Origin of the sequence: Agrobacterium tumefaciens, assembly GCA_025559845.1 — a bacterium.
In the GTDB taxonomy this organism is placed as follows: Bacteria; Pseudomonadota; Alphaproteobacteria; order Rhizobiales; family Rhizobiaceae; genus Agrobacterium.
Genome location: CP048469.1, coordinates 2418567 through 2432343, shown reverse-complemented (window position 1 = coordinate 2432343; position 13777 = coordinate 2418567). Strand labels below are relative to the sequence as shown.

Sequence of the window (13777 nt, the reverse complement as noted above, 5' to 3'; positions counted from 1 at the left end):
TTATTGGCGCAATCAAAATAACTTGTTTGTGGGTTGGCTGGGCGGCTGCGATAAGCCGTCCATGACCTCCTCAGACCATATTTCGAACAGGCGGCTTGTCGCGCTTGGTTTCAGCGGCGCGTTGATGATGGCATCGGCCATGGGTTTCGGCCGCTTTTCCTTCACCCCCATTCTCCCGGGGATGATGGCGGACATTCCGCTGTCGGCCTCAGATGCTGGCGTGATCGCGGCCGGCAATTTCGCCGGATATCTGGCGGGCGCCATCCTGGCGGCCTATTCATGGGCAGAGGGACGAGAGCGTCTGGTCGCTCTTTCCGGTCTGCTGGCAACCGGTGTCCTGCTGTTCGCCATGGCTGTTTTCGATAGTGTTGCAGCTTTCACAGTCATTCGTTTCCTTGCCGGTCTCGCCAGCGCTTTCACCATGATCTTCACCTCGCAGATCGTCATCGGTCATGCGATGCAGGCCGGCAAAGACCATATCCAGGCACTGCATTTTGGCGGCGTCGGTGCAGGCATCGCCATTTCGTCGCTTGTCGTTTACCTGATTGGTGTTGTTTTTCATGGCAGCGGCGCGTCCTGGCGACAGGAATGGGTTGCCGGTGCCATCTTTACGTTCGCAACTCTGGTCATCGTCTGGCGTGTTCTGCCTGCAGGACCGCCCCGGCATGCGTCTGCCGCCGCCGAGCCGCCGCTTCAATGGAAACGGCCACTGGTTTTGACCACGCTTGCTTACGGTCTGTTCGGCTTTGGCTACGTCATAACCGCGACCTTTATCGTCGCCATCGCGCGCATGGCGTCAGCCGGTGCTTTCGTGGAGTTTCTGGCCTGGTTTGTGACCGGCTGCGCTGCGGCGATCTCGTTGTTCCTGTGGAAACCGGTATTGAAGGCTCAAGGGCTGAAGCGCGCATTTGTGATCGTGTTGGCGGTGGAGGCGGTCGGCGTCCTTGGATCGGTGATGTTGCCGCCCGTTGCAGGTGTTCTCACGGGTGGCCTGCTGCTTGGTCTGACCTTCATGGTCATCACAGCGTACGGGCTGCAGCTCGGACGCGAATTTGCGGCTGGTAGCCCCCGACGCGCCTTCGCCTTCATGACGGCAGCTTTCGGAACGGGTCAGATCATTGGCCCGCTTGCCGCCGGATGGATTGCTGAGGCGACAGGAAATTTCACGGCCCCCTCGATTCTTGCTACATGCATTCTCGGTGTCAGCATTCTTCTGATGTTGCCTGTTCTCGCAGCCGACGCGAGGCGCTGAAAAGCCCTTCACACGGCTGATATGCCTTACATATTGTTAAGGTGAGCGCTTCGGCGTTGCTGTGCACAAATTTCTGCCCTAGGTTCGCGCCAACAAGTGCTTCGCCAATAATGGCCGATCTCAAACGCGCGTGGACTAAAAACGTGTTTCATTCCTTCTTTCCCAAACCGAAGCTGTTTTTTACCTCAGCGGCATTGTGGACCGTCGTGTGCATTGCCGTGTGGTACAGCATCGGTCCACAATTGGGCGCCGCCCTTGGCATGCCGCCCTTGGCTCCGGGCGAAACGGCACCTCTTGGCATCGCGTATTTCTTTTCCCGTGATAACGTCTGGTTCTATCTCTACTTCACGATTTTCGTCGCGATATTCGGCGTGACGTGGCAGATCCTTGCCAAAGACCACCCCTGGACCAACTGGTCGATCTGGGGTTCGGCCTTCATCATCTTCATCGCCTATTTCGCAGTTCAGGTTTCCGTTGCGATCAACAACTGGCGCGGCCCGTTCTTCGATCTTTTCCAGCGCGCGCTGGAAGGGCAGCCGGGGATCGAGGCAAGCCAGTTCTATGCACTCCAATTGCGCTTCCTGGAAATCGGCATGGTTGGCGTGGCGATGAACGTCACCACGGCGTTCTTCACCAGCCACTATGTCTTCCGTTGGCGTACTGCGATGAACGATTTCTACCTGTCGAAATGGGACAAGCTTCGCCATATCGAGGGTGCTTCCCAGCGTGTGCAGGAAGATACGATGCGGTTTGCATCGATCGTTGAAGGCCTTGGCGTTGTCCTGATCAACTCGGTCATGACCCTGGTCGTCTTCCTGCCGCTGCTGTTCCAGATGTCGGCGCATGTCACCGAATTGCCGTTCCTCGGCGCGATCCCGCATTCGTTGTTCTGGCTTGCCCTGTTGTGGTCCGTCTTCGGCACCGTGCTTCTTGCCGTTGTCGGTATCAAGCTTCCTGGCCTGCAGTTCCGCAACCAGCGCGTCGAGGCAGCGTTCCGCAAGGAGCTTGTCTATGGCGAAGACCATGGCGACCGTGCCCAGCCGCCAACCATGCGTGAGCTGTTCGCCAATGTGCGCAAGAACTATTTCCGCATGTACTGGCACTATCTCTATTTCAACGTCGCTCGCTACACCTTTGGCCAGCTCGATGCGATCATCCTGACCTTCATGTTGATCCCGACCATCGTGGCAGCGAAGATCACCATGGGTGTATGGCAGCAGATCGCCACGGCGTTCGGTCAGGTCAGCGACAGCTTCCAGTATCTCGTCAGCTCCTGGTCGACGATCATCGAGCTTCTGTCGATCCGCAAACGTCTGGTCGCCTTCGAAGCGGCAATCGATGACCAGCCCCTGCCCGATATCGACGAGCGTTATCTGCAGCGTGAGGCTGAAGAGGGTGAAATGGCCGCCAACCGGCCGTGACGAAAACAAAAGGGCGGCCGATTGGCCGCCCTTTTTGTAACCGGTTGGGTTTTACCCTTCCGTCTTGTGTTTCTGGCGTGCCTCGATCATCGGCATTGCCTGTGCGTAGCTGACACAGGCGACATCGTCTTTCTTGCAGACCTCGCGCAGCAATCGCTCAAAGGCGTTCCAATAGGCACCGCCATTCATTTTGACGAAATGGAAACCGAGCTGCAGGGGAATGCGCTCGCCGTTATATTGCTTGTTGAAGGCGTTGCGGAACGCGGTGTAGGCGCGCTCTTCGAATTCCTTGGAGCGATCGGGTGTCTCGACACCGATGGAGTGGCGAACAAACAGGTTGTAGTCCATGCCTATGATCGGTCGATTGCTTGGGCCCTCTGGAATAAGCGGCAGGCCGAAATGCTCGATGCCTTCGCGTTCCACCGGCCATTCCGGCCCTTTGGTAATACTGGTGGCGTCATAGACGAAGCCGTGTTTTTTCTGTGCGGCCGTCAAGGCTTCACCCTGTGAAAGATAGGGCGCGCGAAAACCGTTGATCTTGCGCACCATGTCGCGCCATCCCTCGGGTTCCTCGCCCTTCTTGCCAATCATCTGCCAGGCGTTTTCCAGCGTGCTGGTAAAGGTCGTGAACTCCGCGTCCCACTGCTCTGTCGTCCATTGCCCGCCATCGAAATGGCCACAGGTGTGGTTGCCGATTTCGTGGCCTTCCTGCGAGGCTGTCCAGATGTTTCTCAGACGTGTCTCGACGTCGTCGATCGACTGTCCGAAACCGACATTCGACCGACCGGCCTTCTGGCCGGGCGCCTGATAGGTCTTGGCGCTGGTCTTGCGATCCATCACCAGGGTACAGGCAAGAAAATAGGTGAAGTGTGCGCCGGTTTCTTTTGCCGTCGCCCGGCTCCGGTCCCACAGCGTGTTGTCTCCAGCGCCATCGAAAGACACGATGACGAGCTGTTTGGGCTTCTCATCAACCTGGGCGAAGGCCGGGGCGGCGATGCAGAACGACAGTGAAATGGCGGCAAAACGGGAAATCATCGGGTATCCGGACTATCAAACACTGTGGCCTTTTGCCGCCGGAATAAGGCGAAGCTTTGAATAATCTGGCTTTTTTACAGCTTTCGTCCTAATTCCGTTCATCGGCTTGTCGCAGTCCGGCGTTCGCGGACATCAGGGGAAATTGCTCCATGCTCTTTTTCGTACTCTGTCTTATCTTCTTTTTCCTGACGCATTCGCTCAGCGTGATTGCGCCCGGGTTCCGGGCCAGCATGATTGCGCGGCTTGGTCAGGGCCCGTTCAGGGGGCTTTACTCGCTCGTCAGTCTTCTTGCCATCGTTCTCCTCGTCTACGGTTTTGGTGAGGCACGGCAGGAAACCGGAATGCTCTGGTATCCGCCAATCTGGATGAGCCATATCGCGCTGACGCTGATGCTGCTCTCGATGATCTGTCTTGTGGCGAGCCTTCTTCCAGCCGGGCACATTGCCACGAAATCAAAACATCCGCTGGTTCTGGCCGTGAAAATCTGGGCGCTGGCACATCTTCTCGCGAACGGTGAGACGTCTTCCATCCTGCTCTTCGCATCGTTTCTTGCCTGGGGTGTGGTGCTCAGAATTTCTCTCAAGCGACGTGAGCGGGCAGGGGAGAAGGTGGTGCGTCCATTCGTGTCGGGTCGCTACGATATCATCGCCGTTATCGGTGGTGTTGCGCTCTGGGCAGCTTTCATATTCAAGTTGCACGAATGGTTGATCGGCGTGCAACCGCTTGCGATGTAGGAAATCGACGTTTCCCCCTTACATATAAGGCGAAAACGCTCTAGAAGGCCGACCATAGCTTGGTGGGCCTTTTTTACTGGCTCCCGGCAGCGCGCCTTGGCATGTCCGCCGACGGGTTGGTCGTAGCGACCTTTCCGGGTGGATAACGGAGAATTCGATGGCAAACGAAAATGATACCTTTATCCGCGAAGTGAACGAGCAGATCCGTTCGGAACGCTTGTCCAATTTCTGGGGCCGCTACGGGATTGTGGTCGTGGGAAGCGCGGTCCTGATCGTGCTGGGGGCTGCCGGTGCAGGTATCTACGAATATTGGAATACCAGCCGTGCATCCAACTCCGGCGATCAGTTCCTTGCAGCCTTGAAGCTTGCTTCCGAAAACAAGACGGACGAGGCGCTGAAGGCATTCACGGATCTGGAGACATCCGGCCACGGCAATTATCCGGTTCTGGCGAAATTCCGTTCGGCGACGCTGCTGTCGCAAAAGGGCGATGCAGCAGGTGCCATCGCCGCTTTTACCGATATCGGCAACGACACGTCTGCACCGCAGGTGTTCCGCGATACGGCAAAGGTTCGCGCTGCATGGTTGCTGGTCGATAACGGCACCTATGATCAGGTTGCTGCGCTGGCGGAACCGCTGAGCGGCGAAGCCCAGACGATGCGCGCTTCCGCACGTGAGGCTCTGGGTCTCTCCGCTTACAAGGCGGGCGACTTCGCCAAGGCAAAACAATGGTTCGAGCAGATCGTGACGGATGCACAGGCACCGCGTAACGTCACCAATCGTGCGCAGATCATGCTCGACAATATCACCGCTTCGGGCAAAGCTTCGTAATAGAGCTTTTCCACCTTCAAGGAACTACGATCAATGAACTTCACCGTCGCCATAGTCGGGCGCCCCAATGTCGGAAAGTCCACGCTTTTCAACCGTCTGGTCGGAAAGAAGCTGGCGCTTGTGGACGACACGCCAGGCGTGACCCGTGACCGCCGCCCCGGCGAGGCGAAGCTCGTCGATCTGCGTTTCACCATCATCGATACCGCTGGTCTGGAGCAATCGGGTCCCGAGACGCTGCAAGGCCGCATGTGGGCGCAGACCGAAGCGGCCATCGAGGAAGCGGATGTTTCGCTTTTTGTTGTCGATGCCAAGGCGGGTTTGACGCCGGCTGATGAAACGCTTGCGGAAATGCTGCGTCGTCGCGGCAAGCCTGTTGTTCTCGTGGCGAACAAGTCGGAAGCACGCGGTTCTGACGGCGGCTTTTACGATGCCTTCACATTGGGTCTCGGCGATCCTTGCCCGATCTCTGCCGAGCATGGCCAGGGCATGATCGACCTGCGCGACGCCATCGTCGCCGCGATCGGCGAAGATGTGGCGTTCCCGCCAGAGGTGGATGAGGCGGAAACCAACATCGTTCTTTCGCACAACGAATTTGGTGACGAAGACGATGAGGACGAAGAGCCGGTTTACGACGACACGAAGCCGCTTCGCGTCGCCATCATCGGTCGTCCGAATGCGGGCAAGTCCACGCTCATCAATCGTTTCCTCGGCGAAGACCGTTTGCTGACCGGTCCGGAAGCCGGTATTACCCGCGACAGTATCTCGGTCGAGTGGGACTGGCGCGGCCGCACCATCAAGATGTTCGACACGGCTGGTATGCGCCGCAAGGCGAAGGTGACGGAGAAGCTGGAGAAGCTTTCGGTCGCCGATTCCCTGCGCTCGATCCGCTTTGCCGAAACGGTTGTTATCGTTTTCGATTCCACCATTCCTTTCGAAAAGCAGGACTTGCAGCTTGTCGATCTCGTGATCCGCGAGGGACGCGCCGCAGTTCTTGCTTTCAACAAGTGGGATCTCGTCGAAGATCCGCAGGCCTATCTCGCCGATCTGCGTGAAAAGACCGAGCGGCTTCTGCCGCAGGCGCGTGGTATTCGCGCCGTGCCGATCTCCGGCCAGACCGGGTATGGTCTCGACCGGCTGATGCAGAACATCATCGATACGGATAAGGTCTGGAACCGTCGTATCTCGACGGCAAGGCTCAATCGCTGGCTGGATGCGCAGACGACGCAGCATCCGCCGCCAGCCGTTTCCGGTCGCCGCCTGAGACTGAAATACATGACGCAGGTGAAGGCGCGTCCGCCGGCCTTCATGATTTCATGCACACGCCCGGAAGCTATTCCGGAAAGCTATACGCGTTATCTGGTGAACGGCCTGCGCAAGGATTTCGACATGCCGGGCGTCCCGATCCGTGTGCATTACCGCGGCTCTGACAACCCGTTCGAAGGCAAGGCGAAGAAGAAGCGCTGATCGGATCGAAGATTGATGCATCCTCGCATTGAAGGCGGGGATGCTCTCAGACGAGATTGAACAATCGCACCGGACGATGGGCCTGGTTGACGGCTCTATCGTCGACGTAGAACTGCGAGTGAAAGACCATGTTGATTAAGCAGAGCGACTACCACCGGATTTACCGCGTCATCAACAGCCTGCTCATCAATGAAAACGCTGATCCGGCAACGGCGTGCATGTATTTCAGCACGTTTGGCGCGTTCATTCTCCAGCAGCAGTACAAGATCAAGGCCGTGCCCAAGGGCGGCCTCGCTGCCTATAATCTCGGCGGAACGCTCATCCTGTTCGGGGATCATCGTGAGGACGGTTATGTGACCGGTGCTGGCGAAAACTTCCATTGCTGGGTTGAAGCGGATGGATGGGCGATCGATTTCATGGCGCCTGCATTTTCGGAAAGTGCAAAACATCTTTCCGTACCTTCCAAGATGTTTCAGCGTCCGCTTTCGTCCATGGCGACATCCATCAACGATCTCGGTCAGTCTGGCGACTTTTTCTACAAGGTTGAGCCGGAGGCCATGGGGCAACGTTTTGCGGATTGGCACAAGCACGGCATGATCGGCGATCTGGCGTCCATTGCAGCCGGGTGGTTCCGCAAGTCGCCAAAGCAGATGCAAAGCGAGATTTCTGTCAGCGACAGCAATGGTAAAAGCACAACCATTCCTCTGACCGGCAATGGTCTGAGCGGCGCCTGGTAATCTCGACAATATGGAAAAAGGACGGCCAGCGTGTTCTCGCGGCAGCCGCCTGACGTCAATCAGCAGCCCGACCCCGTTCTAAAGTTAACGGCGGTCGCGTCCTGATCGCCTTTTGGCACTGTCGCGGTCGTTCGTCCATCGAAATATGGAGGCGCCAGCTTCCGTTTTGTCAGGCCAGGCGCGATTGCGGTAAGCGAGGCAGGTTCTTGCCTGCCGCCTGGATGACGTTGTCGAGGAACTGCCGGGAGGCTTTTTCCCAACTGTAGTTTTTCGAGAGCGCCAGTGCTCCCTCCGCTGAGCAGGAGAGCGCAGCCAGGCACGCGTTTCGGAGGTCGTTGTCCAGTGCGCCAGCCTCAGGATTGTCGCCGAGAATGTCGATCGGTCCGGTAACCGGAAACGCCGCCACCGGCACGCCGCTTGCAAGCGCTTCCAGGATGGTGTTGCCAAATGTGTCTGTTTTCGATGGAAAGACAAATACATCCGCTTGCGCGTAAGCGTCGGCGAGGGCTTCGCCGGTCTTTACGCCCGTAAACAGCACGTCGGGATATTTTTCCTGCAATTCGGCGCGTGCGGGGCCGTCTCCGACGACGACCTTCGAACCCGGCAGATCGAGATCGAGGAATTCGGGCAGGTTTTTCTCAATCGCGACACGACCGACCGTCATGAAGATCGGGCGCGGCAGATCGAAGGGGAGGGACGTTTTTGGACGCGGGTGGAACAGGTGCGCGTCGATACCACGGCTCCAGCGTCTGAGGTTTCTGACGCCGCGCGCCTCAAGTTCGGTTTCAAGGCTCTGGGTTGCGACCATGCATGTGTTGCCCCCGTTGTGAAACCAGCGAACGAAGGCGTAAAGCCAGCGCTCTGGGACCGGGAAGCGGGCTGCGACATATTCGGGGAAGCGCGTGTGGTAGCTGGTCGAAAACCGCATCCTGTTTTTTACGCACCAGCGTCGTGCCATAAAGCCGAGCGGACCTTCCGTTGCGATATGGACGAAGGACGGCTGGCTTTTCTCGATCTCGGCGGCCACACGGCGATATCCGGCGACGGACAGGCGGATCTCGGGATAGGTCGGGCAGGGTATGCTGTGGAAATTCTGTGGTGTCACCATGCGGACGTCGACGCCAAGGCGGGCCAATTCCAAATTGGTGTTTTCAATCGAGCGAACCACGCCGTTGACCTGCGGGTGCCAGGCATCTGTGACAATCGTGATTCTCGTCATGAACAGCCGATCCTGCTTGCATCCGCGTCGCCGAATCCCGATTTGCGCGGTTTCGGACCGTATATGCGGCGTGCGTGTTACAGGATCATGTCAGTTGGCAGGGCGGTGCTTCAGCCAACCAGCGGCAGAAGCTCCGGGCTGATCAATGCACCGTGGTGGCCGATCACAACAGCAGCGGCCTCGGCAGCAAAGCTTGCTGCCTCGTCTGGCGCGCTGCCGGTGACGTAGCGGGCGAGGAACGCGCCGTTAAAGCTGTCGCCGGCGCTGGTGGTATCCACCACATCTACAGCCTGAACGGCAGGTGCGTGGCTGCGCTGACCGCCGAAGTCGAGCGTGGCTCCCTTCGCACCGTCCTTGACGACGATGTCGATGACGCCAAGTGCGCGGTAGCGATCGATTGTCGCTTCGACGGAGGTATCGCCGAAATGGGTCGCTTCGTCATCGAAGCTCGGCATCACCAGTGTCGCGGCGCGCGCGCCCTGCGAAACGGTGTCGAGCATCGTTGCCTTGTCGGCCCACAGACGAGGGCGGATATTCGGATCGAACACCACGCGCTTACCGGCCGCCTTGGCGCGGCGCAGTTCCGACAGGAACGTCTCCACCGCGTTTGGCGAGGACAGGACAGCAAGGGTAATGCCGGAGAAATAGATCAGATCGGCGTTTTCGATTGTCTTGCGCAGGTGATCGGCATCATCGGCAAGCTGCCGCGCCGCCGAGGCATTGCGCCAGTAACTAAAGGTCCGTTCGCCGTTCTTGAGGTTGATGAGGTAGAGGCCCGGTGTGCCACCTTTGATGCGGCGGATGCTGTGCGTACCGATCCCTGCTGCCTCGATGAAAGCCAGCATGTCTTCTGAAAGGCTGTCGTCGCCAAGTCCGGTGAAGTAATCCACCGACCAATCGTCCGGCAGGCAGGCCCGTGCGTACCAGGCCGTGTTGAAGGTATCGCCTGCGAAGCCTTTGCGCAGCAGCCCGTCTCCAGCTTGAGACAGTTCCACCATGCACTCGCCAATCGAAAGAAACCGTCCACCCACGCCTTAATCCTCCACTCGCTCTTGCGTTCGAATTACGACGCCTGACCTTGCCTGACAAGTCCATTGCGACGGATTGTGTGCATTTGCGAAGTTGCCGTTTACGGCAGGGCGACAGCTTTATATTCTGGGATTCGCCGCCATCAGGAGAGCCTCCATGCAGCCAACCCATGCCCCGGTTCAGAAACCTCTTGTGCAATCGGACTGGTGGAGGGGAGCGGTGATCTATCAGGTCTATCCGCGATCTTTTCAGGACACGACCGGGGACGGATATGGCGATCTTGCCGGCGTAACCAGGCGTTTGCCCTATATTGCCTCGCTCGGCGTGGACGGCATATGGCTCTCACCGTTCTTCACCTCGCCGATGGCCGATATGGGCTATGATGTTTCCGATTATTGCGATGTCGATCCGTTGTTTGGGACATTGGCTGACTTCGACGCGCTGATCGCGGAGGCGCATCGGCTCGGCTTGAAGGTCATCATCGATCAGGTGATCTCGCATACTTCCGACAAACACCCCTGGTTTGTGGAAAGCCGCGCCAGCCGCATCAATCCGAAAGCCGACTGGTATGTCTGGGCCAATCCGAAGCCGGATGGCACCGCGCCGACCAATTGGCTGTCTGTGTTCGGTGGACCCGCATGGGAATGGGACGGCGTGCGTAAGCAATATTACATGCACAGTTTTCTGGGCTCGCAACCGGACCTGAATTTCCACAATCTCGATGTTCAGGATGCGCTGCTCGAAACCGTCAAGTTCTGGCTGGAGCGTGGGGTCGACGGCTTCCGGCTGGACACCGTCAACCACTATTTCCACGACAAGCTGCTGCGCGATAACCCGCCGCTGTTCGACGAGGAAAGTTTCGGCCTCGATGCATCGGACGTTAACCCCTACGGCATGCAGGATCATCTCTACGACAAGACGCGGCCGGAAAACATCGATTTTCTCAAACGGTTTCGTGCTCTGCTGGATCAGTACGACGACCGGGCCACGGTTGGTGAAGTCGGAGACGGGGCGAGGTCGCTGAAGACTGTTGCCGCCTACACGTCCGGCAACGACAAGCTCAACATGTGTTACACGTTCGATCTGCTCGGGCCGGATTTTACGGCACGGCATCTGCGCAACTCGGTTGAAGGCTTTCAGAAGGCCGTCACAGATGGATGGGTCTGCTGGGCCTTTTCAAATCATGATGTGGTTCGCCATCTCAGCCGGTTTACGGAAAATGTCGAGGAACAGACGCGTGTTGCGAAGCTTGCAATCTGCGTACTGGCGAGCCTTCGGGGTTCGATCTGCCTCTATCAGGGCGAGGAGCTGGCTCTGACCGAGGCTGAGCTTGCTTTTGAGGATCTTCGCGATCCCTACGGCATCCGCTTCTGGCCGGCTTTCAAAGGACGGGATGGGTGCCGCACGCCCATGCCCTGGGAAACGGGTATGCCGAATGCCGGGTTTTCGACCGCGGAGAAGCCGTGGCTTCCGGTGCCCTACGCTCATGCGATGCTGGCAGCAGATGGGCAGCAGCGCAAAGCGGAGTCGGTTCTGAACCACTATCGAGCGGTGCTGGCATTTCGCAAAGGCCATGGTGCATTGCGCGATGGCGATATGCACTTTCTCAAGACCAATCTCGATGTCCTGGCCTTTACCCGCACCAAGGGAGAGGAGACGTTGCTCTTCGTCTTCAATCTCACCCGCGATCCCGTGGAATTCCCTGTTCCGAAGGGCACCGTCATCAAGGACATCACGCCGATGCCGGGCTTCACGCCGCTGTTCGGAGCAGGTGTGGTGACCCTTGAAGGGCTGGATGTTTTTTGCGGGATCATTGCGTGACGAGGCCGGTCGTCATCAAGGCCGGCATCGCCTGTCTGGATGACTGGTCACGACTGCGATCTCTTTTATGGCCCACAAGCTCGCTTGCCGAGCATAAAGCCGAACTGCAGACGTTCTTGGACAGGCAGACCGGCTTGGTCGCCTATAGTGCGGAGGGAGTTGCTGTCGGCTTCGCCGAAGCAAGTCTGCGGCATGACTACGTCAATGGTTGTCAGACGTCGCCCGTGGCGTTCCTTGAAGGGGTTTATGTTGAGGAGGCGTTTCGAAAGCAGGGTGTTGCCGCTGCGTTGATCGCGGAAGTCACACAATGGGCCGCCAGCAAAGGCGTGACCGAACTCGCCTCCGATGCGGATATTGCCAACATCGCTTCTCATTGCATGCACGCGGCTCTGGGTTTTGAGGAAACGGAACGTGTCGTCTACTTCCGCAAGATCCTGCCACCGGCACCAAAGAGTTAGCAGCGAACCTTAGGCTGGCAGCGTCTGGTTCGGCTCAGATCAGCGCAAAGCGATCCACGTCCACCATGCCCTTATCGGAAATCTTCAGGTGCGGAATGACGGGAAGCGGCAGGAAGGCGACCTGAAGGAAAGGCTCTTCCAGCGTCGTTCCGAGCGCGTAAGCCGTCTTGCGCAGATCGTGCAATGTGTCGCGAACCGTCTCGTAAGGCTCGAGGCTCATCAGGCCAGCAATCGGCAGTGCGATTTCACCCATTACCTTGCCATCCGCAACGACAACGAAACCGCCATTGATTTCGCCGAGGCGATTGGCGGCAAGCGCCATATCGTCCTCATTGACGCCGACGACGCAGATATTGTGGCTGTCATGTCCAACGGTTGATGCGATAGCACCCTTCTTCAGGCCGAAACCTTGCACAAACCCGTTGGCATGATTGCCGTTTTTGCCGTGCCGCTCAATCACCGCGACCTTTATGATGTCATTGGTGAGATCGACGGTGGTCTGGTTGCCATCTGTCGGCAGCTTGTAGCGGCGATGTTCGGTAATGATCTTGCCGGGCAACACCCCAATCACCGGGCTTTCGCTGTCCGTCGCCGGAACGCCGAAATGTGCTGCGAGCACGTGTCGTGCCTTGACGCTGTCGAGGCCAACCGGGGCGACAGGTTTGCGTGTGGCAAACAAGTCGTCGTTGACGATCCTGCCGGCCGACAGTACCAGGCTTGCCTTGCAGTTCTTCAGCGTGTCGATCACCACCAGATCGGCGCGCCAGCCCGGAGCAACGAGGCCGCGATCGCGAAGGCCGAAAGCCTTTGCAGCCGAAATGGAGGCGGCGCGATAGATGGCAAGTGGTTCGACGCCGTTGGCGATGGCGGTACGGATCATGTAGTCGAGATGGCCCTGTTCGGCGATGTCGAGTGGATTGCGATCATCCGTGCAGAGCGCCAGAAACGGCGACAAGCGTTCGGTTATGATGGACATCAGGGCGTGCAGATCTTTCGATACAGAACCTTCGCGCACAAGAATGTGCATACCCTTGCGGATCTTCTCTAGCGCCTCTGTGGCAGTCGTGCATTCGTGTTCGGTGCGGATGCCGGCGGAGAGATAGCCGTTTAGCGCCGTCCCGGAGAGAAGAGGCGCATGGCCATCAATGTGCTGGCCCTGAAATGCCTCCAGTTTTGCCATGCATACGGGGTCCTTGTGGACCACACCCGGAAAGTTCATGAACTCGGCAAGGCCGATAACTTTCGGATGGTTCCGGAATGGCAGAAGCTTTTCGATTGGCAGATCGGCACCTGCCGTTTCCAGATGTGTCGCCGGCACGCAAGAGGACAGTTGCACCCGGATGTCCATGATGGTTTCCAGGGCGGAATCCAGGAAAAAACGGATGCCTTCCTCGCCAAGAACGTTGGCGATTTCGTGGGGATCACAGATTGCGGTCGTGACACCGTAGGGTAGGACGCACCGGTCGAATTCATGCGGCGTGACCAGCGAGGATTCGATGTGAAGATGAGTATCGATGAAACCTGGCACGACGATCTTGCCGGTAATGTCGATCTCCTGACGACCCGTGTAGGTTTCCGTCGTGCCGACAATGGTGTTGCCGCAGATGGCAATATCCGACGCGACAAGTTCGCCCGTCACCAGATCGAAGAAACGGCCTCCCTTGAGAACGATATCCGCCGGTTCACGGCCGGTACCCTGGTCAATGCGCGCTTCAAGTGTGGAAACCATGTCGGACTTTCTTCGATTCATCTTTATCCGACCCTAAAGATGGAAGTGA

12 protein-coding genes are annotated in these 13777 nt (G+C 58.0%); 8 read left to right on the top strand and 4 right to left on the bottom strand.

Annotated elements, in window-relative coordinates; translation table 11 throughout:
- The first annotated feature begins 61 nt into the window (after positions 1-61).
- Positions 62-1252 carry an MFS transporter gene (locus FY156_12335; GenBank protein ID UXS02195.1) on the top strand — a complete coding sequence of 397 codons (1191 nt, stop codon included), beginning with the start codon at positions 62-64 and terminating at the stop codon, positions 1250-1252.
- A gap of 143 nt (positions 1253-1395) precedes the next feature.
- A complete protein-coding gene (gene sbmA, locus FY156_12330) occupies positions 1396-2673 on the top strand; it encodes a peptide antibiotic transporter SbmA (GenBank protein ID UXS02194.1) in 1278 nt (425 codons plus the stop codon).
- Positions 2674-2724: 51 nt separating this feature from the next.
- On the opposite strand, the gene FY156_12325 is transcribed toward sbmA, so the two are convergent.
- Positions 2725-3708: a polysaccharide deacetylase family protein gene (locus FY156_12325; protein ID UXS02193.1), complete on the bottom strand. Its 984-nt coding sequence runs from the start codon at positions 3706-3708 to the stop codon at positions 2725-2727.
- A 149-nt stretch (positions 3709-3857) separates the two neighbouring features.
- On the opposite strand from FY156_12325, the gene FY156_12320 reads away from it, so the two are divergent.
- The 4 genes from FY156_12320 (at position 3858) to FY156_12305 (ending at position 7472) form a co-directional block, all read left to right on the top strand.
- Positions 3858-4442: an NnrU family protein gene (locus tag FY156_12320; protein ID UXS02192.1), complete on the top strand. Its 585-nt coding sequence runs from the start codon at positions 3858-3860 to the stop codon at positions 4440-4442.
- A 157-nt stretch (positions 4443-4599) separates the two neighbouring features.
- Positions 4600-5271 (top strand): tetratricopeptide repeat protein, encoded by a 672-nt coding sequence (locus FY156_12315; protein UXS02191.1) that lies wholly within the window; start codon positions 4600-4602, stop codon positions 5269-5271.
- Between the two features lie 33 nt (positions 5272-5304).
- On the top strand, positions 5305-6735 hold the full coding sequence (gene der, locus FY156_12310; GenBank protein UXS02190.1) for a ribosome biogenesis GTPase Der: 1431 nt from the start codon (positions 5305-5307) through the stop codon (positions 6733-6735).
- Positions 6736-6863: 128 nt separating this feature from the next.
- Positions 6864-7472: a DUF2026 domain-containing protein gene (locus FY156_12305; protein ID UXS02189.1), complete on the top strand. Its 609-nt coding sequence runs from the start codon at positions 6864-6866 to the stop codon at positions 7470-7472.
- Positions 7473-7641: 169 nt separating this feature from the next.
- On the opposite strand, the gene FY156_12300 is transcribed toward FY156_12305, so the two are convergent.
- Together FY156_12300 and FY156_12295 are read right to left on the bottom strand one after the other, a co-directional pair.
- Positions 7642-8691 (bottom strand): glycosyltransferase family 1 protein, encoded by a 1050-nt coding sequence (locus FY156_12300; protein ID UXS02188.1) that lies wholly within the window; start codon positions 8689-8691, stop codon positions 7642-7644.
- Between the two features lie 110 nt (positions 8692-8801).
- Positions 8802-9722 (bottom strand): sugar kinase, encoded by a 921-nt coding sequence (locus tag FY156_12295; GenBank protein ID UXS02187.1) that lies wholly within the window; start codon positions 9720-9722, stop codon positions 8802-8804.
- A 154-nt stretch (positions 9723-9876) separates the two neighbouring features.
- On the opposite strand from FY156_12295, the gene FY156_12290 reads away from it, so the two are divergent.
- Both FY156_12290 and FY156_12285 read left to right on the top strand, forming a co-directional pair.
- Positions 9877-11541, top strand: a complete 1665-nt coding sequence (locus tag FY156_12290) for an alpha-glucosidase (GenBank protein ID UXS02186.1) — start codon at positions 9877-9879, stop codon at positions 11539-11541.
- Positions 11538-11999, top strand: a complete 462-nt coding sequence (locus tag FY156_12285) for a GNAT family N-acetyltransferase (GenBank protein ID UXS02185.1) — start codon at positions 11538-11540, stop codon at positions 11997-11999. The genes FY156_12290 and FY156_12285 overlap by 4 nt, the downstream gene beginning before the upstream one ends.
- A gap of 34 nt (positions 12000-12033) precedes the next feature.
- On the opposite strand, the gene ade is transcribed toward FY156_12285, so the two are convergent.
- Positions 12034-13728, bottom strand: coding sequence for an adenine deaminase (gene ade / locus FY156_12280; protein UXS02184.1), 1695 nt, complete (start codon positions 13726-13728; stop codon positions 12034-12036).
- Between the last annotated feature and the right edge of the window lie 49 nt (positions 13729-13777).

Bases quoted from the DNA above. Each gene is read 5' to 3' on its own strand.
- FY156_12325 (UXS02193.1), bottom strand. From the start codon at position 3,708: ATGATTTCCCGTTTTGCCGCCATTTCACTGTCGTTCTGCATCGCCGCC.
- ade (UXS02184.1), bottom strand. From the start codon at position 13,728: ATGGTTTCCACACTTGAAGCGCGCATTGACCAGGGTACCGGCCGTGAA.
- FY156_12320 (UXS02192.1), top strand. From the start codon at position 3,858: ATGCTCTTTTTCGTACTCTGTCTTATCTTCTTTTTCCTGACGCATTCG.
- FY156_12305 (UXS02189.1), top strand. From the start codon at position 6,864: ATGTTGATTAAGCAGAGCGACTACCACCGGATTTACCGCGTCATCAAC.
- FY156_12335 (UXS02195.1), top strand. From the start codon at position 62: ATGACCTCCTCAGACCATATTTCGAACAGGCGGCTTGTCGCGCTTGGT.
- FY156_12290 (UXS02186.1), top strand. From the start codon at position 9,877: ATGCAGCCAACCCATGCCCCGGTTCAGAAACCTCTTGTGCAATCGGAC.
- FY156_12315 (UXS02191.1), top strand. From the start codon at position 4,600: ATGGCAAACGAAAATGATACCTTTATCCGCGAAGTGAACGAGCAGATC.
- FY156_12300 (UXS02188.1), bottom strand. From the start codon at position 8,691: ATGACGAGAATCACGATTGTCACAGATGCCTGGCACCCGCAGGTCAAC.
- der (UXS02190.1), top strand. From the start codon at position 5,305: ATGAACTTCACCGTCGCCATAGTCGGGCGCCCCAATGTCGGAAAGTCC.